This window comes from Pseudomonas auratipiscis, from assembly GCF_036324085.1.
Taxonomy (GTDB): Bacteria; Pseudomonadota; Gammaproteobacteria; order Pseudomonadales; family Pseudomonadaceae; genus Aquipseudomonas; species Aquipseudomonas auratipiscis.
This window is the reverse complement of record NZ_JAZDCU010000025.1, coordinates 34,919-58,166: the sequence shown is the minus strand read 5'-3', so window position 1 is coordinate 58,166 and position 23,248 is coordinate 34,919. Positions and strand designations below refer to the sequence as shown.

Genomic DNA, 23,248 nt, shown 5'->3' with positions numbered 1-23,248 from the left:
CTAAGGGCTATTGAGCTACCGGTTGGCAGCCGGGTGATATCAAGCAGTTCGTCTGCCATGCTGCTATTAGCTACCCAAAGCCGGTAGCCATTTTCGGTCTCAACCATGGAAGACTCAGTTCTGGCAGCCTGCCATTTAGGGAATACGCATAGGGCATATTGCTTTGGGTTTTTCTTCGTCTTAGCGCTAATCGAAGGCTCGTTGCCTTCCAAATCTGCGGTTGTCACACACCCCGCCAGCAGCGCCAACCCCACCGCCCCAATCAGAATTCGCATTTGATCCCTCCCTTGAAATGGGGGGAACTGTAGCGCGTACCTGCCCGGGCAGCCAAACGCAAAGAGCCCAGCGCGGGATTGGGCTCCGTTCTCCCTCAGTCGGCCGCTGTCCAAACAGCAAGCTCATAGCCATCTGGGTCGATGAAGTGGAATCGCTTGCCGCCAGGGAACGAAAACACCTCTCGGCTGATTTTTCCACCTGCAGCCACCACTCTGATCTGGGTGTCAGCGAGGTTGTCCGAGTACAAAATGACCAGCGGGCCACCTGGCCTGACTTGCTCACCAGTAGTGAATCCACCAGTGAGCCGACCGTCACTGAACTCGGTATATGTCGGGCCGTAGTCAACGAAGCTCCAGCCGAACGCCGCGCCGTAAAAATCCCTGCTGCGCTTGATGTCGCTGACGTTGAATTCAATGTTGTCGATTTGGCGATCCTTCCCTCTGTTGCTCATTGGCACCTCCATGTTGGAGCCAGGAATCTACCACAGCCAAACGGAAGGTTTGCACCAGATGCAAAAAGCCCAGCACTGGGCTTGGTTGTGCTTAGCATTAAGTCAGGAAAGGTCCACCCCAAGCTTGTCCTTGAGCATTTGCTTGCAGTACGCCTTGCCAATTTCGACCAAAAATCCCAAGCCCCCGACTCCGGCCTTCTCCGCTCCCTCCTTAGTCCTGCGCCAAATTTCTGGATCTCGGATTGAGTCTAGAAACTCGTGACCTTTGTACGTGAGCCGCTTCGGCTGCCATTCGAATTGGCCTATCGAGCCAAGGTCTATGCCAGCAACCAATCCCGCCTCATCAAGAAGCATGACATGGTAAGAAACTTCCTCATCGGGTCTCCCCTCAATCTCAAGATCCATCCAGCCTTGAGGGTCATCATGCGCTTCAACCGCCAAGAGGATTTGGCGCACCAACTCTTTGTCTAACTTCATTGCAGCCCCCCAAACTGCCCATACACATAGACCCCATTCTATACGTATAGAGTGGGGTCTATGTGTATACAGCCTTAGCCCTGAAGGTAAGCAGCGAAAAGCCCAGCGCGGTGCGGGCTTAGGTCAACACATGCTTATACCCCACTTTGGAAAACACTTCAGTCCAGGTGACGCCTCACTAGCCACTGCATTAAATAGACTTGATCCAAAAGCCGCCAACAGTAAGCACGGCGAACCCTCCCCCCTTCCCCCACCAAGAGCTGAGCAAGGTGAAATGGTCCTCGTTAAACCAAACTTCAAAAGCTGGCATGAAGGCCAACCATGTCATTCCAAGGCCAAATGGCCACAAGACTCCTAGGCCTAGCCTAGTGCTCAGCCCGACAAGAAATACTAATCCCCATGCGATGCCTAGGTTCCATAATAGTTGGCTGCCAGTCTGCAAGTCCAAGCCCAACAGCTCCGATACGTTCACAACTACAGAGAAAATGACCAATGCTGCAGCAGCAACCAAAATCCCCCACAATGGCAATCCATCGGCCCCACTACGCTGACTCATCCCTTCCTCTCTTTCTCGGTTTTAGGATGGCCAGAGTGCCATCATGATCGAGTTCGGCGCAATCAACCTGATGACTCAACTACCTTGAGGCAGGCTCCCATAGCCATAGGGCTGTACCTAGCGAGACATCCAGCGTGGATGGAAAGCCAGTAACGCGCCATCATTGCGCCATAGTAGCTTTGCCCCTCCAACGACCCGCCCCGGTCCGTTGCCGGAAAGCCCATGGACTGGGGCATTGATGACCTAGGAGGTCAAAGTGGCATATGAAGTGAAACCATTCGAGCAAGGCGTTCTCATGGCGTTGTTGTCGCTCACCCATGCCCTCAAGCAAACACCCGGCTTCAATGAAGAAGCGTTGACTCGCGCTGCGAAGTTCTTTACCGAAGTTCCTGCTGGAGGCTGCGAAAGCGGCGAGGCCTTCGATGCATACGAATGGCCTCTATCGGTAATCCAAAAAGACGTTTCCTACATCGAGAAACTGCTCGAGAACAAAGGAAACTAGTACTTTGTCAGCCGCCAGACGGGTTCGCCGCTGGCGGTTTTAGCTGCCGACTCAATTGCTCCGGTCATACTTTTCTCCTGCGGCTTAGCCGCTTCATTTCGCGTCCAGATGACGCAACACAAGGCGTGTCCGGTCGAGCCAAGGCCCGCCGAACACGATGATTTCTGATGGTCTGCCATACAGATGGTGCAGCAGGAATGGGCCCTGGCCGAACACCTGGACGGGCTCGCCAGGTAGTTGCGGATCTGCTCCCAGGTAAATCCCGGCATGGTTAGGGTGCGCCGTTCGCCCTACCTCCATGACGATCATGTCACCGCGCTGCGGCTGGCTGACCTGGTAAAAACCGGCCGCCTCGTAGGCCTGCTCGTACAAGCTCGGGCCTTCAGCCTGCTCCCACCACCCTTCCTCTCGGGCGTAGGCCGGGAATTCCAGATCCCACTCTCGCTGGTACCAGTCCGCACAGGCCTGCCAGCAGTCCCATGCGCCGTGCACGAATGGCCGGCCTAGCAGCGGCGTGCTTCCGCTTGGAGTGATTGTGCGCAAGTCCCCTTCCGGCCACGACAGGATGTGCCAGGGCAGCGCTGTGGCTTCGCACATGGCGAGGTCGCGCGGTGACGGCCTGCTCGTTGCGTCAGGGTGCGAGTGCACGATGCCAATCACCTCGCCCTGGTCTTCCGCTGCCGCATACTCCTCAGGTGCAATACGGAACTCTTCGCCCGGATCACCCGCCGAGTTGGTGCAGGGTACGTAGAGCTGCTTGCGGCCGATGACCAGAATCAGGCCGCAGCACTCGCGCGGGTACTCAGCCGCAGCGTGCGCTTGCACGGCGGTTAGGATGTGTTTGTGCAAGGGTCAACTCCGTGCAATCAGGGAAACAGCCGGGAAACCGCCAAACGGCAGCTGGTTGCCTCGGCCAAACCGGACAGTGCAACCAGAGTCCAGGCAGCCATTGCACTGGTCCTTTGCCGGGTCGTCCGTGGGATTGCCGTCCAAGTCAAAATAGGGGCCGGTATATCCACAGTTTGGGCCACGATAGCCGGCGGTCATTGCCCAGTGGCATAGCTGAGTCATCTGGCGGCCAATCGTTTCCCCGCCAACGTCGCCAGGGCTTGCCAGCTCCCAGGCGACCGTGGTGCCGTTTTCCGAAACCTTCTGATCGATGTACCAAGCCTCGATACTCTCCTCGGACGGATCTGCTTCAGTATTGCCGCCCGGGAAATTTGCGGGATCGAGGTACTGCCCTAGCGTATGCCGTACCGTCAGCTTGAACTCGAGCAGATCTTCAAAGGCAAGGCAAAGCGCTGTGATGCGGCCGTTAACGTTACCAACCGATAACGTTGGGCGAACCGCGGTACCGTCCGAGTTAGCCTCAATGCCCTCGATCTGCATTGGCCACGCGCCGTACTCCTCACCCTGCCACCAGATCGGCTTGGCCGGCAGCTGATCAGCGCCCGCGCCAGCGGCGGCCAGCTCTTCAGCCGTATGGGGAATCGCATGCCCATGGAAACGCAGAATATCGGCGCCGAAGTCGGAGCCGTCTAATTCGAATAGCAGAATCTCATCTCCGGGCTCCAGCTTCTGCAGTTGTCTGATGTAGCTCATGGGTGATATGCCCTTTCGAAGGTTGCCGTAACAACGACGATGCCGCCTGGCTTCCGCTGTTGTCGGAAGCTTTCGCAGCGGTACATCCCAAGCGCGCCGCCTGGGGGTGTCCAGAGAAACGACCTAGCCCCCCCATGGATGCGAATGAAGTCGAGAATGGGTTTGACCTCTTCCGTCACCCCCCCAAACGACAACCCCCAACTGTCCGCCTCTGCATTCAAGCCATCGCCGGATACCTGGACATAGCCATCACCGAACTGTGACTTCCTTGTTCTCAAGGTACTGTCGGAGCTGGCTTCATCGTCGGGTGCCCAAATAAAGGTTTCGATAGCCATCAGTTTCTCCGGGGGCTATTTCGATAGCTCGTACCGCCTGCTCGCCAGGAATCGGCAATTGCCCTGTCGGCGACCCCGCGCATCTGCTGCTGAAGGTTGTGCTGCAACGCCGCACTGTCGAGCTGCAATCCTTCAGAGCTCCGGTCTTCAACGGTGAAGTACATCGGCGCATCGACTTGAACAAGCGTGCCTCCAGAAGATGAGCCGCCTACCATCTGCACGCCCAGCGATCCATCAGCACCTCGCGCCAACGGCATAATCGCCTCCGGTCCGGCCTCCCCAGCAACGCCGACTTTCCCGCCAGCCATGCCAAAGGGAGTTGGAGCGTTGAGGATGCTGTTGGTGAACGCTTCACCCTTGGCGAACATCTGCACACCGCCGTTCCAGGCGCCACCCTTGGCCTGCGCGACACCGGACCAGCCATCCAGGTATTGAGGGCTGTAGCCTGCTTGGGTAGAGCCAAGCGAGGAAGATCCGCCACCAAAGTAATTACCTGCCGCTGAGATGCCCATGCCAACCAAACCACTCAGAAGCGAGCTTGCCGCTTGCTGACTGGCGATCCTGGCCATATCCGAGATCACGCTATTGGCGAAGCTCTTGAAGCTACCCTTGCCCGTCATGACGAAGTCAGTCAGAGCATCGCGCGCCGAATTGAACCCAGTGGTGAGCATGTCTTCAGTTGCGCCCGCCACGTTCGCAGCATCGGCCTGGATGTTGGCCCACGCACGCCGGGCGCCATTGCGATAGTCACTCTGCGCCTGCAATCGCGCATCGTACCCATCAACCTCCATCTGCAGCTCGCGTGCCTGGTAGTCTGCCAAGTCGGCCAGGCGCTGCTCGTAGACGGACTGACTAAGTCGTCGAGAAGCATCTTCCTGTTGCTCCTCCAACTGCCTGCGGGCCTGGGCGTACTTCTCCCGAACGACGTTCAAGCGACCTGCTTGTTCGCGTTCGTCATCGCCCATGCCGACGCCAGCAACATCCGCGTTGATCGCGTCCTGCCGGGTCTGCAGCACAACCTCCATGGCCTTGCGATAAGCGTCAGCACTGTTGCGCCGCTGCTCTGCTAACTTTCTCTCTTCTTCGGCGCGCTTCTGAATGACTGGGTCTGCATATGCCGTATTCAGGTTTTTTATGCCGAGCTCCATCTCGGCGGCCGAGATCTTGCCAGCGGCCTGTGCCTTGCGCAGCCCTTGGACGCCTTCGGCCAGATCCGTCAGACGTTTTTTCTCGGGCAGAGCCCTATCGATGATCGCGTCGAGCGCCTTGATTTCATCATTCAAAGCTTTGGTGCGATCTTTGCTGCCGTCAGTAGCGGCCTTGTTTGCTGACTTTTGCGCCTCGATTGCATTGGCTGCAGACAGAATCGCCAGACGATCAGTTTCGGTCAGGTCAGCGTTCTCAGCGATGTGCCGATTCGCAATCTTGAGCGCGTCGCCATTGTCCTGAAGACCGGCTAACTGCTTCTGCAACGTCTCAAGGTAATTCTGCCCAGCGGTGCTCATGCCCGCCTTGGCGGCGTTGTTGGCATGCGTCGAAGCGGTGTTCTCCTCAGTCACCCCGGTGAGAACACGCAGCGTGTCGGCGATCAGGCTCGAACGCTCGTCGGCTTTGCTAATTGCGCCAGCCTGGCTAAGCCACTGTTGAAGCGTCCCCTCAGGAAGGTGCAGGCGAGTCCCCACCTCTTCGAGAATGGGCGACAAGCTGCGGCCGGCTGCCCGAGCCTCGTTGAGACGGTCGATCAGTCCCTGGTACTCGGAGAGTTGCTTACCGTACTGTCCGCCAGAATCGCGAGCCGGAGCGGTGACGGTAGCCCGTCGGATGGACTGGGCAAGGCTGCCATAGGCATCCTTTACCTCTTCAGCAGCCTTGACCTGCTTCCGTGTCCAATCCACCAGCGAAGCGGCTCGCTGATCCTGGTTCAGCTTTGCGAACTCCTCGCGCAACTGGGCAACCGGCTTGTGTAAATCATCGAGGCTGACCGCCGCCTGGTCGGCGTTATCGCTCAGCAACAGAAAGCTGGCCGCAGCGGTACCGGCCAGCAACGCCAACCCCATCGGCCCACCAAGGGCCGCCATCAAACCGACACTGCTAACTCGCGCCAAGTTTGCCTGCGCGACTGCGAGCGTTTCGGTTGAGGCTGTCAGCGCCGCCTGCTTGGGGATAAGCGACGACTGAACGAGCGACAGGCGTTGCAGGCCAGTCGCTGCGGCGACAGATGCCTGAGCCTGCTGCAGCTGGGCCTGGGCATAGATCCTTTGAGCATCAGCTGCTCGCAATGCAGCATGTGCGTTCTGAACTTCAGCGGCACGCTGGGCGTGCGCTGCCCTCAAAGCCAGATAGGACTTGGCAACGTAATTGGTCAACGCGGCTACGGCGACACCACCTATCGCTACGGCCACCAGGTCAGCATTGTCAGCGAGCGCAATCAGTGCCTTTGAAAGGCCGCCGACAGCGCCGGTTTGATCTTCCATCTTCCCAAGGAAAGTACCGATCGCGTTGCTGATATTAACCAGAGCATCTTGGACGCTGGTGGACATTTCAGCCGCTGCTTTGCGGTTGACCTCGACGGTACGCAGCAGGCCGGTATTGATGTCATCGAGCGACAGTTTGCCCTCGCTTCCCAGCTTGCGGATCTCAGCCGCACTTTTGCCAGTTGCGCTGGCGATAGCGTCGACGATTGTTGGCATAGCGGTCTGGATGGAGGTCCAGCCGTCAACGTCTACCTTGCCAGTCTGTAAGGCCTTGGAGTAGGCATCCAGGGCTGATCCCGCCTTGTCAGCTGCCGCAGCGTTGGTCACCAACAGGAAGCTGAAGCTGTCGGTGATATCGAGCGTTTGCTGGGTGTTGAAACCTAGGCTACGCATCACATCGGCGGTACGGATATACAGCTCTTGAGCTTCCGCTAGTGGGCGGTATGTCTCCTGAGCGGTACGCAGCAGGTGCTCCTGCACTAGCTGGTATTCGCCTGCGCTGCCGGCGGCGGCCTTCATCCGATCGGACATCTGCCCATAGGCATCAACCTGCTTGATGATGCTGCCGATCAAGCCCGCCCCGGCGATAGCGGCGAATGCTCCACGCATCAGCACCCCGGCCTGCTGAGCCGCACCACCGGCACGATCAAACGCAGAGTCCACCGTAGCCAGGTTTCGGTCGATCGACTGAGATGTACGCGCGACCACCTGGTCCGCGCTGGCCAATTCCCGGCGTAGCTGCGCCGTGGTGGCCTCGATCTGGACCAGCATCCCCTGGATTTGTTGGTCGGCCATGCAAATCTCCAAGCACAAAAAGCCGCCCGGAGGCGGCGCTCTATCTACTGTTTGGGGCGTCCCCGCAGGAAGTTTTTCAACTTGTCCGCGACGCTTTCACGCTTCTGGGGCGCAGCTTGGGGCTGCCCTTGGCCTAGACCTCGCCCGGTCCAATCGAGACGAGCATCGAGCGCAAGCATGATTTGCGGGATAGGCGTATGCCAGGCGGTGTCGGGCGGCCAGCCAAGCCAACCGGTGGCCACGCCGAATAAGTAGTCGACGTAGCTACCGTTCCTCACTGCGCTGTGCTGGCCGCCTCGCCCTTTCCCCGGGCGGCCACGCTTGGCGGCACGGGATTGAGCAGCGTGGTGATGAAATCGGTCAGTTGGCCCGACACCTTGGCGACGCCGGTGTGGAACACCTCGGCAGCGATTGCCGGGTGCTGTTCAGGCGCCAGTGCAGCGCCAGCGACGACGATGTCAGCGCAAGACGCGATGCTCATCAGACGCATCGCTTCCAGTGCGCCGCGCAAACCGCCGAAGCGGGCTTCGATTCGCAGCGCCGCATCCAGCGTCGGCTTCAGGGTATAACTTCGAGCACCGATTACCAGGGTGACAGTGCCGTGCAAGGCTTCGCTCATTTGAATTCTCACTGAAGAAAGGCGAGACCCCGTTTGTTACGGGGCAGCCGGACCGGCCGGAATTTCCAGAATGTCGGTGTTGATGGCGAACGTCATGTTGCGACGCACGACGTTGTCGGCCGCGCCTGGGGCGACGGTGTTGTTCATTACCTTCACACCGAAGTAGAAGGTGGTCGGCAGAATTACCGGGGTAGCATCAGGATCACCATCATTCAGGGTGACCTTAACGTTGTAGTTACCCTTGGAGCGGTCTTTGTGAGCTACGGCGACCGCTTTCTGGCCAGCGTCGCCACTGTCCAGGCCGACGGTCATAGTCATGTTGCCGGCGTCAGCGGTGCCCTTGTATTTGCGCACCCGGCCGTCGCTCAACGCCGTGAAGTTAACAGCGCTGAAGGTATCGCCGAACTCTCCAAGGTCCTCGATCTCACCCACGTCGACGTAGGTGTCAGCCTTGTATTCGGTTTCGGTATCCGCAGCAGTTTTACCACCGATGGCAAGTCGGCAGCCGGCAGCTGTATTGAGGTTGTCTTCAGACATGGAGATGCCTCCAAAGGCACATTGGATAAAAGCCGCAGCGCGGCCGGTGGTGGATTTAGTGAGTGGTGATCACGCGAACCGTGATTGAGCCTTGATAGGTCACGCCGTCGGCATCGCGCTGGGAGTCGGCCTGCTCAACACGAACCGAAACAGCGCGACCGGTCGAAAGCGGTAGCCTGCGTTCGTCCAGGGCATTGATGATCTCGCCATTGATGCGCTTGACCTCGGCCTGGCCAATGGTATCGGACCATACCGAGAGGTAGATCAAACGCTGCTCGCGCTTGCGGCCTGCGATCGGACGAATGTTCGCCGAGACCTCGCGATCAATGGAGACATACGGCTTCGGCGCGTTCATCGGCGCGCCATCAAAAATGCGACAACTGACTTCAGCCGCGAGCCGCGCAAATAGCGCTTCCTGCAAAGCTACCGATGGATCAGCCATTTCCCACCCCCTGGCTTGCTTTACGAAGCGTACGAGTGACTGCCGCCTCGATCTCTGCCAGAACGAACTCCCGGTTGACCTGCATTGCAGGCCGAAGCCAGGGGTGTGCGGGCCTTGCCGGAATATCCGGATACTTACCGAAGAAGTTCGCGCCGTCGCTCTTGTTCTTCGTGTCCCGACGCCCTAACCGATTCTTGCCCTTTAGCTGGGAGCGATCCCGATTCGTTGTGTGGCTACCCGATACGGCATCAGCATCGGTCCGATGGTAAACCTTACCGGAGTAACCCTTGGTGCCGTACTCAAGGAAGCGCAGGTAGAAATAGCGCTGATTGTTCAGCTTGCCGCGCAGGCCCACCTCAGCATTAAGACCGCTGGACGAGACGAACGCAGTCAGCGCTGCCGCGGCATCGCCCGTGTCCTTGGGCACCAGGTCCTTCATCGTTTGCAGTACCCGGTCGGCAGCCTTCTGCATTGCTGGTTTGAGCTCGTTGTCTACGTTCTTGTGGATATTGCGCAATAGACGCCGAAGCTTGAAGTCGCCGGACATCCTGGAGCGGCGAACGGCCATGAGTTACTCCTTGGCCGGCTCGACCTTGGCTGGCTTCACGTTCTTCTCTACGACTTCCTCGGCGTAGCCGCGGACAATCAAGCCTTTGCCGATATCAGCGGGAACTTCGAACTCTTCGCCTTTCTCGCGGTCGCCAACAGCGCCGGAGAGCACACCCAGTGCACGAATTTTCATGTTGTTTTCCTCATGGGTTAGGAACAGTGGAGCAAAGGAGCCGCATCATGGATCGAATGTTGTCGATCAGCGGGGCTTGAACCTGATAAGTCACTCCTCGATGCGTCAGACGCCAACCCGCGACAATGTCCATCCGGGGCCTGATACGGATTTCGGCGCTGATAATTGCCTCTAACTGCTCAGCGACAGGTGACACTCGGCCCGTCGGCAAGGTGATCTCTGCCCATACCTTGCCAGCTTCGACCCAAGTCTGGGTTGCCCCCCCAGAACTGTTCAGCTGTCGATGCGGCCTGGTTACTGTGCAGCGGTTTCTAAGGGGGCCTGCTCTCATATTCCCCACCCCACACGATGCGGCGTAAGAAGCGCGCGTGAGCCCATAGGCATCTCAGTTGCGATGGTGCCGGTCACGACATCCTCACGGTTCGCGTAGAGATGCCCAAGGATCAACAAGCAGGCCGCGTTAATGGAAGGATTGACTAGCATTGGTGAATCACCCGCCTCTCCTGCCGCGACAGCCTCTGCCATTGACTGCTCATCGGCGTAGAACCGACGATTCAGGTAATCCATTGCCTGCCCCTCCGCAGCTTCAACCAAAAGCTCCAGATACTCGTCATCATCATCCGGATCGCGAAGGTGATGCCTAGCGATGGTCAAGCTGATAACCGGCATGCCTTACTCCTTCAGCGGCTCGAGAGCTGCCAGCTTCCGCTGCATCAGCTCTTCGGCATGCCGGCGCGGCACTGAATAAGCAGGACCGCCGCGGCGACGCAGCTCGCCCTCGTCCATGTAGGATCGCATCGGGTAAATTTGAACAACTACAGGGTTGGGATTGACCACAAGATCCTCTCCGCCCACAAGTTGATCGGAGTCTTTGCCGCCATCAGTTGCCACCAATCCGACCTGGCCGGCACCTTCGCTGTCGTCGGCGCCAGTAACTGGGGCATTGGTGTCGGCAGCCTGGTTGGTCGCAGCCGCATCCGTTTCGAAGCTCGAGCTTGCCTGGCCTACTGGTAGGCCCTGTCCGGTGCTATCCGCCAGGCCTGGATCAGTTGCCGGGGGTCCGTCCTCGCCAGAATTCGGCAAAGCCGCAGGGTCAGGCGAAGGAGGCAGGCTGCCACCCTCGGGCTGAACAGTAGTGGGCTCAGTAGGCGATACAGGATCTTTCACCTTTGCCGTGGATGCTGGTGTTTCCTGTTTACGTGCCATGGAAGTACTCCAGTCGGGCGTCATTCCTGACGCCCTTTGCCAAAGGGATTAGGGAGTGATCAGTGGACCAGTGACGAACGCCTCATCGCGATAGATGGCAAAGGCCAGACGCTCTTCAGCGCGGATCGTTGCCATGTTGTTTTCGAAGTCCTTGTCGTTCTCGGTCGAGATCAGCACTTCGATCTCCATGCGATCGAAGATCTGAGCGCCGAGCTTGAAAGCGCCGACCAGGAAGTCGTTCTGTGTCATGGCTTGGGTAGAAACCACTGGGCGATTCCAAAGTTTCGCGTTGGTGCCGTCCTGAGGCTGGCCGATGATGTAACGGCCCTCCCCGTCCTTGGTCAGCTCAATGGCTGCCCAGTCGATCGGGTTGAGCACGATGCCATCGGACGGGAACTCGGCCAGTTCGGCCTGCAGCAACGCCAGACGGAGCCGGTCAATGCGCTGCTCACCGACAACGACAACACCGGCCGGTGCCGCGTACAGCTGAGCCACGGTCATGAGGCCCTGCAGGTTTGCACCAGCGCCGCTGCCGTAAAGCAACTGCGCTTCTTCCGCCATGGTCAGACCGTAACGCGCGCGACCGTCGATGTAGCTCTGCAACGCCTTCGCGTCATCGAGCATCTGGCGGCTTGCTTTGAAAAGGTGAGCGATGGTGCGGACGTTGGCCGTTGCCAGAGCGAAAGTGAGATCGGAGTACGGCTTGGCGGTGTTTTCCGCGACGGGGCGCGCACTGTTGGTGAAACCGGTCTCGCGGATGTACTCGATCGAGTTCGATTCGGTGGAACCCGGCGCGACCAGGTCGCGGATGGTCAGCCGGCGTTGCGGCGGAGCAATGATCCCCGGCAAGCGCTGAGTCTGCACCAGGTCACCGCCAGTTGCAGTGGTGATGGCAGCCCGCGGTATCGAGACGCGACGCGAGCCGCGGAAGGACGAATTCATGTCCTTCATTTCTTCGCTTTCGATCACGAGCGCGCCAACCGACTTCTGCGGCTCTTCCTGGTGGTTGCGGTCGCGATTGGCGTTCACGAGCTTCTGCTCGGCCTCGCCCAGACGCGCCTGCAGCTCGCCCTGCGCGGTCAGAAGTTCATCGACTTTCGCACGCGTTTCAGCGTTCATCTCGCCGGAGGCTTTGATCTGTTTGTCGACCGACTCTGCCTGGCTCTTGATCTGATCGCCAATACCTTTAAGGGTGGCGTTCAGCTCGTTGTACTGCTTTTCGTAGTTGTCGCTCATCGCGAAAGTCCTATGATGGAATTGAGGATTGCGGCCGCATCAGTAAGCGAGGCGGAAAGGTCAGGAGCGACAGCGCTAGGCTTGTCGGTCGGGGCAGCGACGTGCGTGCCCCCGCCGGCAGCGCGTGGCATGCCGGACTTGAAACTCGCGAACAACTCACGGCGCTCGGAGCGAGGCATGCCGGCTTTGGCCAGCGCCACGTCCATGGCCTTTAGCGCATTCGCCTGGGTACCCTCTTCGGTTTCGCGCTCGGTGATCTCAGCCGAAGACAAGACACCGGTGGCAAGGCCCAGCTCGACGGCTCGCTTGCCACGGATGTAGGTTTCGTCGTCCATCAACTCGGCCATGTCCTCGGCAGATTGACCGCTGGTCTCTGCATAGAGGTCGGCCATCGCGGCGTCGAAGTCCTCCATGTCGGCAGCAACATCGCGCAAGTAGTGCCGGTTACCGGCGAGAAAGGTCCAACAGTTGTGGATCATGAGGAAGGCACTGCTTGCCACCTCTCGGGTGCTACCGGCCAGGTAAATCACCGATGCGGCGCTGGCTGCCATGCCGAGGACCTTTGTGGTCACCTTGTGGCTGTGCTCCTTCAAGCGGTTGTAGATGGCGATGCCTTCGAACATGTCACCGCCTGGCGAGTTGATGTACACCGTCACATCCTTCTCGCCGATAGAGCGAAGCGCAGCATCGATCCGCTTGAGGGTCACACCCTCGCCGTACCAGTCCTCGCCGATCACGCCGTACACGGTGATGGTGTCGGAGGTGCTCTCGACGGCCGCCTGAATCGCAGGGTTCCATTTATCGAGCGCGCGCGGGCTCATCTCGCTGCGCAGGCCGCGAGACTGGATCTTGTGTTTCATGAGTTATTCCCCGGAGTTGCTTTGGAGCCAGTTCATCAGTGCCGCGCGTGCGGCCTGGCCATCGGTCTGCTGGCCGAGTTGGTCCAGCGGTACCAGGTTCGATTGCACGGTGAGGATGTCGCCGCCGGGCATGCTCGGTAGGTTTTCCTTACGCCGCCCTTCGTTGCGCGTCATGAGGCCGTTTTGACTCATGGTGCTGAGATAGGCTGCACGGCCAGCACTGTCAGCACGGAGGAAGGCCTCCAACGAAAACTCCGAGTAGTGCTTGATGCGATCAACCGCTGTCATGCAATGCTTATTCACGCACTGCTCGATGGGCGCCGTGTAAGACATGATGCAGTAGGTCAGGAACGCGATCTGCTGCTGTTCAAGGCCTGTGCCCCAGTTGCTCCCTTTGTCGGTCTTCATGACCATCCAAGGAGGTACACCAAACCAGCGGCAGATTTCCTCAATGCTGTGGCCGCGGGACTCGAGCAACTGTGCATCGGCCGGGTTGATACCGATCATCTCGGGCTTGACGCCTTGCTCGAGTACCGGGCTTTTGCCCGCATTGAGCGCGCCGGAGATGGTCGTGACGTATTCGCGAAACTCGGCACGCTGCGTGGGATTCAGCGTCTTGTCCACTGAGAAGGCCACAGTAGGCATCATGCCGTTTTTGAAGGTGGTATTGGCCGCATCATCCGCTGACATCGCTGAGCCGAATACATCTGCGCCGTAGCGAATGGCCGACAGCCCCACTCTGCCGTCGAGGGTGAAGGCCGGAATATGCAGCATGTCTTCCCGGGCGATCTCCCGACGGCCGCCCTTGCGCGGCCGGAAGAAGTAGCGCAGCCGACCATCGTCGTCCGTCTCCAGATCAACTCGCGCCGGTATCAGAAAGTCCAGCGCGATCACTCTTCCCGCAGCGCGATGAATTTCGCAGTAGGCATTGCCCCATAGCAGCATCGAGGCCACAACCGCCTGCCAGAAATGGAAGGCCGCCATGTCCTCGTTGGGGCTGTTGTGCACCACGTCGTAGAGGGGAAAGTCCCGCGCTGTCTCGCGCCCACCATCTGGAAGGCGCCGATAGATGCTGAGCGGCAGGCCAGCAACCGAGGTTGAGATGATGCGCACGCACGCCCACACCGCGGATAAGCGCATGGCCTTGTCCACCGTAACCGATTTACCGCTGCTCGATTGGGCGCCAAGAAAAGCGTTCCAGAATCCGCCATCGGATAGTCGAATCGTCTTGCCGAGCCAACTGCTCATGCTGGCCGAAGGCTTGGCAACGGCAGCGCCCAGCGCCTGGGAGAGGGATTTACTCACTGCTCAACCCCCGCCGAATGAATGCTGCAATGCTGAACATGCTGATCGAGCCTGCCAGCAACGCCCAGCCGGTACCGGCCAACATCCAGACACCAGCGCAGGCCAGGCCGAACGCAACCAGCGCGCAGATGATGAAGTAGTGAAATGCGTTCATGCGATCAATGGGTCTCGAATGCCGGCCATGAAGTTTTCCATGCCGCCCTGCCCTTCGGGATTGAGGGCCATCAGCGTCACGGCGTTGAACAGCGCCATCAGCGGGTCGATCTTTGCCGAGCCGCTTGCCTGCTTGGTGATCAGTATCGAGTTGCCCCGGGGTTCGACTTTGGCGTTGCCGCAGCACCAAGCCATCATTGGCTGCCCACCATGGAGCAACGTGCCTTCTGCCAACTTGCGCTCAGCCGTTTTGATCGCCCCGCCCAGTCTCCAGCCCTGAGAAATGCCGTCGATTTTTCCCCGTGGGATGCCGACTGCCTCCAGCGCATCGAGGATCGCGCCGACGCCGGCCGGGTCCAAGCCGACCTTATCCAGCAGGCCGGCCTGCTCCACCTGAGCCACCAGTTGAGCGACCTCTTCGATGTCATCGCCGATACGCTCAACCAGTGTCAGGTGACCATCCTTGGCAAAGTCTCTAATCCGCGGGGCTTCGGCCTTGCGCCGCTCGAGCACTGAGGGATGCGCCCAGGCATGGGTCCAGGTCAGCCACCGCCGAGTTCCGCGTTCGCGGCCTACGGCAGCCAGGCCCAGCAAGTCATCCAACCCGCCGCCGTCAATACCGATATCGATCACCTCGCAGCAATCAATCAGATCCTCCAGCGTGCGGCACAGCTCGGAAGCTTGAACCTCCCAGAAATCAGCGCCCGCCCAACGATCCGAGAGCAGCGCCAGGCCAATCTCAACGTTAAGGTGCTTGGCCAGGAAGCCGCGGAACGACTCCTCACCGTCCAGTTGAGCCTGGGCATACCCCCGCTCGATGAACGGCTCATCGACCGACAGTCCTAGATTCGGGTTGGTGATATAGGCGTTGGAGAAGTCCCGGTGTGCACCCGCATCGAGCATGGCTTTCGGAAACTCGTACAACACCGGCAGGAACGACTTATCGACGATTTCACCATTCCGCACCTTGCGGGCGTACATCAGCTTCTGCCGGAACACGCCGGCCGGGGGTGCGTCGGACTGGGTGGTAGCCCAAATGATGAAGCCCTCGGGGCGTGATGCCAGTCCACCGGTTGCCTCGCGCAGCATCGCTTCGGCGTTCGCGCGCTTGCCGAACACCCATAGTTCATCGACGAACACGCCGATGGCCTTCTTGCCTGAAACCGTCTCACTGTCAGCCGCCACGACCTTGAGCGTTGCATTGGTCTGCCGGTGGGTCACGGTGCGCAGATGGTCCTGCACCTTGAGCAAGGCGTCGAGCTCCTCGTCCGCCCGCACCATGTCACGGATCGGGATGTAGGAGTTGTCAGCGATCTCCTTGGTCGGCGCCAGGATGATGAATTCACCCGAAGGCCGCCAGTTGAGGATCAATGCAGTGAGCATGATCCCGGCGGCGATCGTAGATTTGCCATTCTTTTTGCTGATCAGCAGCATAAACTCGCTGACCAGGCGCCGGCCGTCGTCGGGATCGTAGGCCCCGAATATGGCCGCGACGAACTGGTTAACCCAGTCCCGTACCGTCTCGCACATCAGCGGGCTGCCGGTGGCATCGACCATCCGGAGCGCGCCGAACACGTCGAGGGCTTCCTCGGCCTCGGACGGGAACAACGGCTTGAAGGGGATCAGGCTCTGGCGCGCAACAATGCGCTGCTCCCAGTCGGGGCATGCAGTTGTCCACTCCATTATTTAACCGACCTGAGCGGCCCGCGCCGGGCACCAAACTTACCGCTGGCTGCCTCTGCGGCCTTCTCTTTGGCCTGGTCCTTCTTGCCACTTTCCCCTTTGCGGGGATGCACGAAGGGCATCAGAGCCTTGGCTGCATCAACACGCAGTTTCTGCTCAGCCCCCAGATCGTTCATTACCGACAGCAGGAAGTCCTTCGGGTCGCGGTGAAGCAACGCCTGCATTAGGTCGAAGCTGGGAGGCTCAGGCTCGGCTTGGTCATCAGCGGATGGCGCCGGCTCAGGCGATTGTTCGGCCTGCTCGGAGTGCTTCGAGACGGAACCAGTTTTAACACCTGCTTTAACACCGCCTTTAACATCTGGAGGCATCAGGCCCAAGGCGCGAAGCTTGGCCAGCTCAGCCGCCACGTCCTTGTCTTTTACCAGCCGAGACCCCGCCGCAGACGCGGTCTTCTCCGAATAACCAGCTGCCACAGCTGCGTCCCGATTGGACGCACCTTCCCTCAGCGCTGCGATGAATGCGCGCTTGCGGGATGTTAAAGCCATTTAACAAAAATCCTGTGGGGGAAAAAAATCTGTGCGTGGGGTCGAGGGCGGTCTAGTTAAGTCAGAACGCCAAGCTTTAACACCCCCTACCCTATGTGGCACGTTACTGCCACCAGAGACCCGATCTCGGCGCTTGTGACGATGATCCGATGACTCCTCAGCGTGCCAGGCCAGCAGTTTCCTCGGCCTGCTTCACCGAGTCGTGACACGGCTTGCAGAGCGGCTGCCAATTGGTTTGATTCCAGAACAGATCCTGATCGCCACGGTGCGGGATGATGTGGTCAACCACGCTGGCCGCGGCAGTCAGTCCGCGCCGTGCGCAGTACGCGCACAGCGGGTTGTCGAACAAGTAGCGCTCTCGCGCCTTCTGCCACTTATAACCGTAGCCACGCTGAGTGCTGGTCTTGTCGCCTCGCCAACTGCCTGGAGTGATGGTCTTGAGGCGAGAGCCTGAGCCTTCCTTAACCCGAGAGCCGAGCGTCTTAAGCCGAACCATCAGCCCCCAACCTTCCGGCTCATGAACCGGTCGGAGTATTCGCGCAGCTTCTCCACTCCTATGAAGCCGACCATGCAGCCGGCGAACACCGCCAGGTTGGTGGGCAGCGCGAAGTACTCGAGTACCGGCATCAGGCTTGTACCGATCAAACCACAGAGGATCCCTTCGAGGATGACCTTGCGGCGGCCGCCACCACCGTAGATAACGCGGCACATCGCAACAGCTGCGGCTGTGCCACCGGTGTACAGCTGCGGCTGGTGGGCGATCGCCCAGGCAATCACTGCGGCCCACAGGCCGGGGTCCTTCTCGGGCATGTCAGGCATCTCGATTCCTCCCGTTACGGGGAGCAGAAATAAAAAAGCCCCGGCGAGTGCCGAGGCTGTTTGCATTGAACTGCGGACTACTGATCGATCGCCTACAAGAACTACTGGCGCTCGAATGTAAACAGATAATCCTTTTCGTCGACCTGGGCATTCACCACCAAGTGGGGTAGATCCTGACGAAGACCAATCTTGGCTCCCTCGCAGACAAGTCGGGAGTGCTCTAGCGACTCGCCACCACGATTGACCCGTCGCTCCAACGGCTCTATCACTGAAGGATCACCGAAATGGCGGTCAGCTTGATCAGTAAGATCGTGGATAATTTTCCCTATTTGACTCTTTGTATCTTGGTCAATCACAACTAATCCCTCCGTAGAAAAGCGGGAATAGTTTCATAAATCACAGAAAGCAAAAAGCCCATCTCTAAAGATGGGCTTTGCACGCGGAAAAACCGCAAAGTAACGAAAACTTACAGGTAGGGACCGGGGATGTCAACAATCCAAAAGCGACATTTGTACTGCGCGGCTTAATCCAAGTCCTTCGAATTGCCTTGATCGGCATGTTCTTGGCGTTTCTTCTCGAGGTCGAGTCGCATCAACTCTAGCTCCAACCTGCTTTTCTCAAGGTCAACATCGCCACTTTTCCCATCTCGGCGTTCCTTGCGCCAGGCAATACCAGTTGTAATCAAGATTCCCGCCAACGATGCGATAGAAGAAAAAAGTGTTACACCAGTGACGAAATCTTTCGAATTCAAGAACCAAGATTGACCAGCACTAGGGTCAGGGCGAGACTCGGGGGCTGTAAATTCCGCCAGTTGTAAATCTTTTGCCAGCAGAATTACGAGGGAAATTATGAGTATCTTGGCAAACCAGCTTCGGTACGTTTTTAGCACGACAATGGAAGCGCTCATGTGACCTACCTTAAGCAACAACAGAACAAACGAGTTGATCTGTTGTTAGTCAGCTTTGTCGATCCAATCATCCAGAATTTGGCGGTGCAGCCTCCCGTACTATAGCTAGGACACGGTCAAGCTGCTTGACGATGATGCTCTAATGCCCCATCAATCCAAGCAGTCCCAGCTTTCCAGAGCTGACGTGTCTTCTCTTCGCCGAAGCCCAGCTTCTTCCCCACCTGCATAAGTGATGTATCCCGGGAGGTGTAGTACTTCATAATCACCTTGCCGCACTCTGGGTATCGCTTGAGAAGTCGCCCCACAAGGCGATCAACCATCAGTGCATCATCGTCAGTAATCATGGGGTCTAGCAATACATTCTCCCGCGAAGCGCAGCAAGACACCCCGGAACCCAGCACCACCCAGCGCCCCCAATGCTCCAGCAGATATTCAGCCGTTTTTTCTACATTGCTCATGCCCTTCCCCTCAATCCCCTGTGAAATTTGTGCCACCGCCGCCCAGCCGGTTGCCTTCCTGATACAGCGCCTCCGGCCCTACGGCCCGAGGGTGCTTCAATTCGTTGATGTGTCGCTGCGCAGCCTGCAAGCGCAGGCTCAATTGCGTGACCAGCTCCTCAACTGGCAGAGCATCGCCAGTCCCTGCGGCCACCCAACCCGAGGCGTTGCACTGCACGCATGCCATCTGGTGGAACACGCCCTGGATAACAGCTTTACCTTTACAGGCCGGGCACTGAGCCAGCTCGATCACTTCCTTCTTGAAGGCTGGACCGTGCTTCTTCATCAATCGACCACCTTCAGCCCCTGGGTCCGCAGCGACTTTTCGGCCACCTCTCGCGCCCAATCCCCATCCGTGTCGCCCATCTGGACAGGAAACGGATTAGTGATGCGCAGAGTTTCGCGAGAGGCCTGCCAAGCTTCCCAGCGCGCGACATATCGGGCAGCGCGCTCACCGGAGCAGCAGCCGGAACAGTCCAGAATGTAATCGCCCGCCGGGCCAACCTCTGGCTCCCAGCGCATACCGCTCGGGACTGGATAGCGCTCCTCGAATTGGGCGCGGATTTTGTCGCTGTTCTTCATTTCGAATCCTCGCTAATTACAAATGCGCTAAGGTCGCTCAACGCCTTGCCAGCTACGGGCTGTGGCGAACTCTGCGGAATTTCAAATAAGGCCTCTGTAAGGCGGTGAATGGCCTTGAAACCGATCTGATCCAGCCAGCCATGCCACTTCTCCAGGGCCAACTTGCGCTGCTGCATGGCCTGGGTGTGGATGTAGGTGCTGGCAATCTTGCCGAGCGTGTGGTTCAGCAGCATCTCGCCGATGTGACCGTCGATGCCGAGATCAGTCCAGGTGCTGCGGGATACCTTGCGCAGGTCGTGACTGGTCCACTCGCCCTGCCCCAGCCGGGTGAACACGGCACTGGCCTGGGTCTCGCTCAACGAGAAGCCGCGACGGTTCGGGAACAGGTAGGCGCCCACGTACCCTTGGGCTTGTTGGATAGCCCGGTACCGGACCAGCAGCGCCTTGAGCTGGTCGGTCAGTGGCAGGCGGTGCTCGGTACGGGTCTTGGTGTTGGCAGCCGGGATGAACCACTCGGCAGCGCACAGCGAGATCTCGCTCCAGCGCGCCATACGGGTCTCACCGATCCGGGTGCCGTGGGCCAGCATCATCAGGGCCAGCATGGCGTCACCTGGGTTCGTCTTGAAAGCCTCGGCCAATTGCTGCATCAGCTCGGGCAGTTGCACGTCACGCAGACGCGCCGCCTTCGGCAGAATCTTGGCCTTGGTGAAGTCGCTGAAGCGCATCCCGGCCATCGGGTTGCTGTCGATCAGGCCCAACTGCAGCGCCTGGCGGAAGCCGGTCAGCAGCAGCGCAAACATCTGCCGCAGGTAGGACAGTGACACCACGGCCTGACAAGGCCACATCAGGCGCTTGTCCAGCGAGTCGGCATTCACCTCGGCCAAGGCCAGGTCATCCAGGCGTGGCTTCAGGTGCTGGGCGATAGCGGAACGGGCGCCGGCCTTGCGCTTGGCGGACAGCGAGCGATCGCGGGTCATTCGATCGATGTACCAATCGAGCAACTGACCCACCGTGACCATGCCCGAGGCCACCGGTGCGGTCGCTGGGCTACGCATCAGGCGCTGACGCAGCACAGGCAGTTCAGCCAACACCGCCGCCACGCCCAGCTCCGGCCAGCGCGCAATCGGTACCCAGCGCTTGCCCCGCACCAGATGCCAGGTGCCGCGATCGCGGGTGCTCCAGAAGCGCAGGTACAGCCCGGGGTGGCGCGGGTCGCGCAGGTCGCGCACCGATACGTCGGCAGCCTGACGGCGAACCTCGGCCTCGCTCAACTTCACAACCCGAGTTGCACTCATGCCGCCACCTTGGTCTGTGGCAGCAACAGATATGCGCGGATCGCCTCAACTGCGTCGATGGAGCCGCGGCACACGATGGCCAGGTAGCCCTGCCCCAGCAGCGCCTGAAGGCAAGCGTCTTGGCTGGCCGACACCGGTGCGTCGAACGGCGGCTTGGCCTTGAATTCGATGTACAGACCAAAGTACCCGCCACGGGCCATGGGCAGCACAAGGTCAGGGATGCCTGCCTTCACGCCTTGGGCCTTGAGCTTTGCGGCTACCGCCTTCACCCGGTGCCCACCATTCGGGACGTGGTAGATCAGCTTGGCGGCGGCCGGGAAGCGCAATGCAAGCTCTGCCATCAATGCGGCCTGTTCCTGCCCTTCGCGATCGATCGGCTTCTTGCGCTTCGGCTTGGCTGTGAACAGCTTGGGTTTGGCAGCTTTCAACATGCAGCAACCACCCCCTCACTGATCAGCTTGGCCTGGGTACGCATGACGCCCTCTGCGTGGTGCTGGCGGGCCTCGGCGCGACTGATAAGTTGGTTCCGGCCATCACAAGCGTCATGGCAGGCGCTGCACGCCCAAGCGCCCTGCAGGTCATTGGGTTTCATGCCAACGCCGCAGGTGCCGGACATCCGGTAATGGGCCAGCACGGTGGTTTCGGGATTGCCGTTGCAAACGCCAGGGATACGCACCTGGCATTCCCGACCGCGCGCGGCTTTGGTCAATTTGGATTGCTTCATGAGCGGTCGTCCTTGTGGAGATCAACAACGATCCAGGTGGATGGCCATAGTTTGCTGCCATGGGCCCGGGCAACCTGCTCGTCTCGGTAGATGGCAACGGGCGGCTCAGGCTTGTCAGAAAGGCCGAATAAGTGGCTGCGGCAATACAGCGCAAAGCGGAACTCTGCTGGATCCGGTGCGAGCAGCATTGGGTCGGTCATGCTCGAGCGCCTCGAGCTGAGCGGAGCGCCTCAAGGGCGGCGCGACCAACTGCCATCGAACGCGGGGCGACTGGGGCAGCGAGTTCGGCAACCGGCACTGGACCCAGCCTTTCGCCCTTCCAAATCTTCCGGCACTGCACCAGGTAGTGCTTCTCGAAACAGCTCATCCCGAGCTCCCGCGACATCAGCGGCAGGCTGTGGAAACCAGCGGCAGCGGTGGCGTGATAGACAGCTGGGTGCATCCACTTCGCTGAATCGCGCATCGCTGGATGACAATTGCGCAGGCCTTGGGCGTAGGCCTTCTCGGTGCTGGGCAAGCCCAGGCCTTCCGGAGCAAAGCACCAGCTCACGAAGACGCCCGGCGCCGGAACGAACGCGGACTTGCTCGCGCTCAGTACTCGCATGCCATGGTCGATCTGCTCCAGGCGGGTGATACCTGAGCGCATGAATTCGCCGAGCCATTCCAGCTTGGCCGCATCCATCACAGCAGGGGTTGGCCAGGACTGCCGCCAAGCGCCGCAGGCACCGCGCAACCGGAGAAACAGGTCTTCGATCACTTGGCGGGTGGCCGGATCAATCGGCATCGCACCAGGCTCTGCCGGGGGCTGGTAGGTTGGATCGGTCCGGCGATTAGCCAGCAGCTGTCGAACGTTGGTTGCGGTCATACTCGAACTCCCTTTTCGGTCCAGTCGGTACCGGCTTCACCCTGCTCCGCTCCGCCTTTGGCTTTCTCGCTCTTGAGCCACTTAGCCAGCCGGAAGCACCAACCGCCGTTGCTATCGAACACCCGCGGCTTGGCGACGTAGTAACCCAGGAAGCTCTTGAGCGTTTCCTCGGTGAGCACATCCAAGGTCAGTCCGGCCAAGGTCAGTTGGGCTGTCACGGTTTTGGTCGGGGGATTCCACTCGGCGAACATTGCGAAGCGCTGCAAGTCACCCTGCGATTCCAGCGCTTGGCGATCCTGCTCGGCGATCACGTCCGACAGATCGCGCGGCTGCTGCTCTTCGGTTCCTTGATGGTTCAGTGACGGATTGGGTGCAGCTGCTGCACCCCGTTCTGCGTTTTCCTGCACCCCGTTCTGCTGTGAGCTGCACCCCGTGCGGTTATCTGCACCCCGTTCTTTGCGGGGTGCAGCATTTGCACCCCGTTTCAGCTGGAGGTCATAAACCACTGGGCGCCGGTCACGGCGGTCGATATAGGCGGCAGCAATTGCCTGATTGCCTTCAGCGATCCACCCTGCCTTCTCCAGCTCATCCAGTTTCAAGCGCACAGTGCGTTCGGACAGGCCGGTGTCTTCCGACAAGGTTCCTGCCGAAGGAAATGCGCCTCGGCCATCGCTGCCGGCGTAGTTGGCCAGGCACAAAAGGACATGGCGTGCAGCGGGGTTATCCAGGGCGGCCTTGGGTATGGCCAAAGCCCAGGTCATAG

At 59.5% G+C, this 23,248-nt stretch carries 35 protein-coding genes; 1 reads left to right on the top strand and 34 read right to left on the bottom strand.

All coding sequences use genetic code 11. The features are described 5' to 3' along the window. Window positions 1-370 precede the first annotated feature (370 nt). Both V0R60_RS24700 and V0R60_RS24695 read right to left on the bottom strand, forming a co-directional pair. On the bottom strand, window positions 371-727 hold the full coding sequence (locus V0R60_RS24700) for a VOC family protein (protein WP_330079554.1): 357 nt from the start codon (window positions 725-727) through the stop codon (window positions 371-373). A gap of 102 nt (window positions 728-829) precedes the next feature. Further along, complete coding sequence (locus V0R60_RS24695) at window positions 830-1,204, bottom strand: DUF2513 domain-containing protein (protein ID WP_330079553.1); 375 nt, start codon at window positions 1,202-1,204, stop codon at window positions 830-832. 812 nt (window positions 1,205-2,016) lie between these two features. Here V0R60_RS24695 and V0R60_RS24690 point away from each other — a divergent pair. Then, window positions 2,017-2,262, top strand: coding sequence for a hypothetical protein (locus V0R60_RS24690; RefSeq protein WP_330079552.1), 246 nt, complete (start codon window positions 2,017-2,019; stop codon window positions 2,260-2,262). 93 nt (window positions 2,263-2,355) lie between these two features. Here the strand turns inward: V0R60_RS24690 and V0R60_RS24685 are convergent, their stop codons facing one another. From V0R60_RS24685 to V0R60_RS24530, 32 genes are all read right to left on the bottom strand, one after another. Further along, window positions 2,356-3,111: a C40 family peptidase gene (locus V0R60_RS24685; protein ID WP_330079551.1), complete on the bottom strand. Its 756-nt coding sequence runs from the start codon at window positions 3,109-3,111 to the stop codon at window positions 2,356-2,358. A gap of 3 nt (window positions 3,112-3,114) precedes the next feature. Further along, on the bottom strand, window positions 3,115-3,864 hold the full coding sequence (locus V0R60_RS24680; RefSeq protein WP_330079550.1) for a phage minor tail protein L: 750 nt from the start codon (window positions 3,862-3,864) through the stop codon (window positions 3,115-3,117). Beyond that, complete coding sequence (locus V0R60_RS24675; protein ID WP_330079549.1) at window positions 3,861-4,199, bottom strand: phage tail protein; 339 nt, start codon at window positions 4,197-4,199, stop codon at window positions 3,861-3,863. Before V0R60_RS24675 ends, V0R60_RS24680 begins: the two co-directional genes overlap by 4 nt. After that, window positions 4,199-7,468, bottom strand: coding sequence for a phage tail tape measure protein (locus tag V0R60_RS24670; RefSeq protein WP_330079548.1), 3,270 nt, complete (start codon window positions 7,466-7,468; stop codon window positions 4,199-4,201). Before V0R60_RS24670 ends, V0R60_RS24675 begins: the two co-directional genes overlap by 1 nt. A gap of 44 nt (window positions 7,469-7,512) precedes the next feature. Beyond that, window positions 7,513-7,746: a hypothetical protein gene (locus V0R60_RS24665; protein ID WP_330079547.1), complete on the bottom strand. Its 234-nt coding sequence runs from the start codon at window positions 7,744-7,746 to the stop codon at window positions 7,513-7,515. Beyond that, window positions 7,743-8,087 carry a hypothetical protein gene (locus V0R60_RS24660; RefSeq protein ID WP_330079546.1) on the bottom strand — a complete coding sequence of 115 codons (345 nt, stop codon included), beginning with the start codon at window positions 8,085-8,087 and terminating at the stop codon, window positions 7,743-7,745. Before V0R60_RS24660 ends, V0R60_RS24665 begins: the two co-directional genes overlap by 4 nt. A gap of 36 nt (window positions 8,088-8,123) precedes the next feature. Next, window positions 8,124-8,624: a hypothetical protein gene (locus V0R60_RS24655; RefSeq protein WP_330079545.1), complete on the bottom strand. Its 501-nt coding sequence runs from the start codon at window positions 8,622-8,624 to the stop codon at window positions 8,124-8,126. Window positions 8,625-8,679: 55 nt separating this feature from the next. Further along, complete coding sequence (locus tag V0R60_RS24650) at window positions 8,680-9,066, bottom strand: DUF3168 domain-containing protein (protein WP_330079544.1); 387 nt, start codon at window positions 9,064-9,066, stop codon at window positions 8,680-8,682. Then, on the bottom strand, window positions 9,059-9,613 hold the full coding sequence (locus tag V0R60_RS24645; RefSeq protein WP_375547271.1) for an HK97-gp10 family putative phage morphogenesis protein: 555 nt from the start codon (window positions 9,611-9,613) through the stop codon (window positions 9,059-9,061). The genes V0R60_RS24650 and V0R60_RS24645 overlap by 8 nt, the downstream gene beginning before the upstream one ends. A 24-nt stretch (window positions 9,614-9,637) precedes the next feature. Further along, a complete protein-coding gene (locus tag V0R60_RS24640; RefSeq protein ID WP_330079542.1) occupies window positions 9,638-9,808 on the bottom strand; it encodes a hypothetical protein in 171 nt (56 codons plus the stop codon). Between the two features lie 10 nt (window positions 9,809-9,818). Further along, complete coding sequence (locus V0R60_RS24635; RefSeq protein WP_330079541.1) at window positions 9,819-10,139, bottom strand: phage head closure protein; 321 nt, start codon at window positions 10,137-10,139, stop codon at window positions 9,819-9,821. Then, the gene (locus V0R60_RS24630) at window positions 10,136-10,477 is read right to left on the bottom strand and encodes a head-tail connector protein (RefSeq protein ID WP_330079540.1); all 342 of its coding nucleotides are present in this window, start codon (window positions 10,475-10,477) and stop codon (window positions 10,136-10,138) included. The genes V0R60_RS24635 and V0R60_RS24630 overlap by 4 nt, the downstream gene beginning before the upstream one ends. Before the next feature lie 3 nt (window positions 10,478-10,480). Continuing rightward, window positions 10,481-11,014: a hypothetical protein gene (locus tag V0R60_RS24625; RefSeq protein WP_330079539.1), complete on the bottom strand. Its 534-nt coding sequence runs from the start codon at window positions 11,012-11,014 to the stop codon at window positions 10,481-10,483. A 48-nt stretch (window positions 11,015-11,062) separates the two neighbouring features. Beyond that, complete coding sequence (locus V0R60_RS24620) at window positions 11,063-12,250, bottom strand: phage major capsid protein (RefSeq protein WP_330079538.1); 1,188 nt, start codon at window positions 12,248-12,250, stop codon at window positions 11,063-11,065. Beyond that, on the bottom strand, window positions 12,247-13,110 hold the full coding sequence (locus tag V0R60_RS24615) for a head maturation protease, ClpP-related (RefSeq protein ID WP_330079537.1): 864 nt from the start codon (window positions 13,108-13,110) through the stop codon (window positions 12,247-12,249). Before V0R60_RS24615 ends, V0R60_RS24620 begins: the two co-directional genes overlap by 4 nt. 3 nt (window positions 13,111-13,113) lie before the next feature. Further along, the gene (locus V0R60_RS24610) at window positions 13,114-14,415 is read right to left on the bottom strand and encodes a phage portal protein (RefSeq protein ID WP_330079536.1); all 1,302 of its coding nucleotides are present in this window, start codon (window positions 14,413-14,415) and stop codon (window positions 13,114-13,116) included. After that, window positions 14,408-14,569: a hypothetical protein gene (locus V0R60_RS24605; RefSeq protein ID WP_330079535.1), complete on the bottom strand. Its 162-nt coding sequence runs from the start codon at window positions 14,567-14,569 to the stop codon at window positions 14,408-14,410. The genes V0R60_RS24610 and V0R60_RS24605 overlap by 8 nt, the downstream gene beginning before the upstream one ends. Continuing rightward, a complete protein-coding gene (locus V0R60_RS24600; protein ID WP_330079534.1) occupies window positions 14,566-16,251 on the bottom strand; it encodes a terminase large subunit in 1,686 nt (561 codons plus the stop codon). The genes V0R60_RS24605 and V0R60_RS24600 overlap by 4 nt, the downstream gene beginning before the upstream one ends. Continuing rightward, window positions 16,251-16,796 (bottom strand): terminase small subunit, encoded by a 546-nt coding sequence (locus tag V0R60_RS24595; protein WP_330079533.1) that lies wholly within the window; start codon window positions 16,794-16,796, stop codon window positions 16,251-16,253. The genes V0R60_RS24600 and V0R60_RS24595 overlap by 1 nt, the downstream gene beginning before the upstream one ends. Before the next feature lie 157 nt (window positions 16,797-16,953). Then, window positions 16,954-17,292 carry an HNH endonuclease gene (locus V0R60_RS24590; RefSeq protein WP_330079532.1) on the bottom strand — a complete coding sequence of 113 codons (339 nt, stop codon included), beginning with the start codon at window positions 17,290-17,292 and terminating at the stop codon, window positions 16,954-16,956. Then, window positions 17,292-17,615 carry a phage holin, lambda family gene (locus V0R60_RS24585; RefSeq protein WP_330079531.1) on the bottom strand — a complete coding sequence of 108 codons (324 nt, stop codon included), beginning with the start codon at window positions 17,613-17,615 and terminating at the stop codon, window positions 17,292-17,294. The genes V0R60_RS24590 and V0R60_RS24585 overlap by 1 nt, the downstream gene beginning before the upstream one ends. A 101-nt stretch (window positions 17,616-17,716) precedes the next feature. Continuing rightward, entirely contained in the window at window positions 17,717-17,971 is a 255-nt protein-coding gene (locus tag V0R60_RS24580) for a hypothetical protein (protein ID WP_330079530.1), read from the bottom strand. 167 nt (window positions 17,972-18,138) lie between these two features. Continuing rightward, window positions 18,139-18,522, bottom strand: coding sequence for a hypothetical protein (locus V0R60_RS24575; protein WP_330079529.1), 384 nt, complete (start codon window positions 18,520-18,522; stop codon window positions 18,139-18,141). 116 nt (window positions 18,523-18,638) lie between these two features. Continuing rightward, window positions 18,639-18,980, bottom strand: coding sequence for an antiterminator Q family protein (locus V0R60_RS24570; RefSeq protein ID WP_330079528.1), 342 nt, complete (start codon window positions 18,978-18,980; stop codon window positions 18,639-18,641). Window positions 18,981-18,990: 10 nt separating this feature from the next. Beyond that, on the bottom strand, window positions 18,991-19,308 hold the full coding sequence (locus V0R60_RS24565) for a hypothetical protein (RefSeq protein WP_330079527.1): 318 nt from the start codon (window positions 19,306-19,308) through the stop codon (window positions 18,991-18,993). Continuing rightward, window positions 19,305-19,601: a hypothetical protein gene (locus V0R60_RS24560; protein ID WP_330079526.1), complete on the bottom strand. Its 297-nt coding sequence runs from the start codon at window positions 19,599-19,601 to the stop codon at window positions 19,305-19,307. Before V0R60_RS24560 ends, V0R60_RS24565 begins: the two co-directional genes overlap by 4 nt. Further along, complete coding sequence (locus V0R60_RS24555; RefSeq protein ID WP_330079525.1) at window positions 19,598-20,896, bottom strand: tyrosine-type recombinase/integrase; 1,299 nt, start codon at window positions 20,894-20,896, stop codon at window positions 19,598-19,600. Before V0R60_RS24555 ends, V0R60_RS24560 begins: the two co-directional genes overlap by 4 nt. Then, entirely contained in the window at window positions 20,893-21,327 is a 435-nt protein-coding gene (locus V0R60_RS24550) for a VRR-NUC domain-containing protein (protein ID WP_330079524.1), read from the bottom strand. Before V0R60_RS24550 ends, V0R60_RS24555 begins: the two co-directional genes overlap by 4 nt. After that, window positions 21,321-21,620 carry a DUF1364 domain-containing protein gene (locus tag V0R60_RS24545; protein WP_330079523.1) on the bottom strand — a complete coding sequence of 100 codons (300 nt, stop codon included), beginning with the start codon at window positions 21,618-21,620 and terminating at the stop codon, window positions 21,321-21,323. Before V0R60_RS24545 ends, V0R60_RS24550 begins: the two co-directional genes overlap by 7 nt. Continuing rightward, window positions 21,617-21,820, bottom strand: coding sequence for a hypothetical protein (locus tag V0R60_RS24540; protein ID WP_203542684.1), 204 nt, complete (start codon window positions 21,818-21,820; stop codon window positions 21,617-21,619). The genes V0R60_RS24545 and V0R60_RS24540 overlap by 4 nt, the downstream gene beginning before the upstream one ends. Next, entirely contained in the window at window positions 21,817-22,485 is a 669-nt protein-coding gene (locus V0R60_RS24535) for a replication protein P (protein ID WP_330079522.1), read from the bottom strand. Before V0R60_RS24535 ends, V0R60_RS24540 begins: the two co-directional genes overlap by 4 nt. Next, on the bottom strand, window positions 22,482-23,246 hold the full coding sequence (locus V0R60_RS24530; protein ID WP_330079563.1) for a helix-turn-helix domain-containing protein: 765 nt from the start codon (window positions 23,244-23,246) through the stop codon (window positions 22,482-22,484). Before V0R60_RS24530 ends, V0R60_RS24535 begins: the two co-directional genes overlap by 4 nt. Window positions 23,247-23,248 lie beyond the last annotated feature (2 nt).

What these genes read in the sequence shown, in the direction of transcription:
- V0R60_RS24700 (WP_330079554.1), bottom strand. Translation starts at nt 727, where the DNA reads ATGAGCAACAGAGGGAAGGATCGCCAAATCGACAACATTGAATTCAAC.
- V0R60_RS24695 (WP_330079553.1), bottom strand. Translation starts at nt 1,204, where the DNA reads ATGAAGTTAGACAAAGAGTTGGTGCGCCAAATCCTCTTGGCGGTTGAA.
- V0R60_RS24680 (WP_330079550.1), bottom strand. Translation starts at nt 3,864, where the DNA reads ATGAGCTACATCAGACAACTGCAGAAGCTGGAGCCCGGAGATGAGATT.
- V0R60_RS24675 (WP_330079549.1), bottom strand. Translation starts at nt 4,199, where the DNA reads ATGGCTATCGAAACCTTTATTTGGGCACCCGACGATGAAGCCAGCTCC.
- V0R60_RS24670 (WP_330079548.1), bottom strand. Translation starts at nt 7,468, where the DNA reads ATGGCCGACCAACAAATCCAGGGGATGCTGGTCCAGATCGAGGCCACC.
- V0R60_RS24660 (WP_330079546.1), bottom strand. Translation starts at nt 8,087, where the DNA reads ATGAGCGAAGCCTTGCACGGCACTGTCACCCTGGTAATCGGTGCTCGA.
- V0R60_RS24655 (WP_330079545.1), bottom strand. Translation starts at nt 8,624, where the DNA reads ATGTCTGAAGACAACCTCAATACAGCTGCCGGCTGCCGACTTGCCATC.
- V0R60_RS24650 (WP_330079544.1), bottom strand. Translation starts at nt 9,066, where the DNA reads ATGGCTGATCCATCGGTAGCTTTGCAGGAAGCGCTATTTGCGCGGCTC.
- V0R60_RS24645 (WP_375547271.1), bottom strand. Translation starts at nt 9,613, where the DNA reads ATGTCCGGCGACTTCAAGCTTCGGCGTCTATTGCGCAATATCCACAAG.
- V0R60_RS24640 (WP_330079542.1), bottom strand. Translation starts at nt 9,808, where the DNA reads ATGAAAATTCGTGCACTGGGTGTGCTCTCCGGCGCTGTTGGCGACCGC.
- V0R60_RS24635 (WP_330079541.1), bottom strand. Translation starts at nt 10,139, where the DNA reads ATGAGAGCAGGCCCCCTTAGAAACCGCTGCACAGTAACCAGGCCGCAT.
- V0R60_RS24630 (WP_330079540.1), bottom strand. Translation starts at nt 10,477, where the DNA reads ATGCCGGTTATCAGCTTGACCATCGCTAGGCATCACCTTCGCGATCCG.
- V0R60_RS24625 (WP_330079539.1), bottom strand. Translation starts at nt 11,014, where the DNA reads ATGGCACGTAAACAGGAAACACCAGCATCCACGGCAAAGGTGAAAGAT.
- V0R60_RS24620 (WP_330079538.1), bottom strand. Translation starts at nt 12,250, where the DNA reads ATGAGCGACAACTACGAAAAGCAGTACAACGAGCTGAACGCCACCCTT.
- V0R60_RS24615 (WP_330079537.1), bottom strand. Translation starts at nt 13,110, where the DNA reads ATGAAACACAAGATCCAGTCTCGCGGCCTGCGCAGCGAGATGAGCCCG.
- V0R60_RS24605 (WP_330079535.1), bottom strand. Translation starts at nt 14,569, where the DNA reads ATGAACGCATTTCACTACTTCATCATCTGCGCGCTGGTTGCGTTCGGC.
- V0R60_RS24600 (WP_330079534.1), bottom strand. Translation starts at nt 16,251, where the DNA reads ATGGAGTGGACAACTGCATGCCCCGACTGGGAGCAGCGCATTGTTGCG.
- V0R60_RS24595 (WP_330079533.1), bottom strand. Translation starts at nt 16,796, where the DNA reads ATGGCTTTAACATCCCGCAAGCGCGCATTCATCGCAGCGCTGAGGGAA.
- V0R60_RS24590 (WP_330079532.1), bottom strand. Translation starts at nt 17,292, where the DNA reads ATGGTTCGGCTTAAGACGCTCGGCTCTCGGGTTAAGGAAGGCTCAGGC.
- V0R60_RS24585 (WP_330079531.1), bottom strand. Translation starts at nt 17,615, where the DNA reads ATGCCTGACATGCCCGAGAAGGACCCCGGCCTGTGGGCCGCAGTGATT.
- V0R60_RS24575 (WP_330079529.1), bottom strand. Translation starts at nt 18,522, where the DNA reads ATGAGCGCTTCCATTGTCGTGCTAAAAACGTACCGAAGCTGGTTTGCC.
- V0R60_RS24570 (WP_330079528.1), bottom strand. Translation starts at nt 18,980, where the DNA reads ATGAGCAATGTAGAAAAAACGGCTGAATATCTGCTGGAGCATTGGGGG.
- V0R60_RS24560 (WP_330079526.1), bottom strand. Translation starts at nt 19,601, where the DNA reads ATGAAGAACAGCGACAAAATCCGCGCCCAATTCGAGGAGCGCTATCCA.
- V0R60_RS24555 (WP_330079525.1), bottom strand. Translation starts at nt 20,896, where the DNA reads ATGAGTGCAACTCGGGTTGTGAAGTTGAGCGAGGCCGAGGTTCGCCGT.
- V0R60_RS24550 (WP_330079524.1), bottom strand. Translation starts at nt 21,327, where the DNA reads ATGTTGAAAGCTGCCAAACCCAAGCTGTTCACAGCCAAGCCGAAGCGC.
- V0R60_RS24545 (WP_330079523.1), bottom strand. Translation starts at nt 21,620, where the DNA reads ATGAAGCAATCCAAATTGACCAAAGCCGCGCGCGGTCGGGAATGCCAG.
- V0R60_RS24540 (WP_203542684.1), bottom strand. Translation starts at nt 21,820, where the DNA reads ATGACCGACCCAATGCTGCTCGCACCGGATCCAGCAGAGTTCCGCTTT.
- V0R60_RS24535 (WP_330079522.1), bottom strand. Translation starts at nt 22,485, where the DNA reads ATGACCGCAACCAACGTTCGACAGCTGCTGGCTAATCGCCGGACCGAT.
- V0R60_RS24530 (WP_330079563.1), bottom strand. Translation starts at nt 23,246, where the DNA reads ATGACCTGGGCTTTGGCCATACCCAAGGCCGCCCTGGATAACCCCGCT.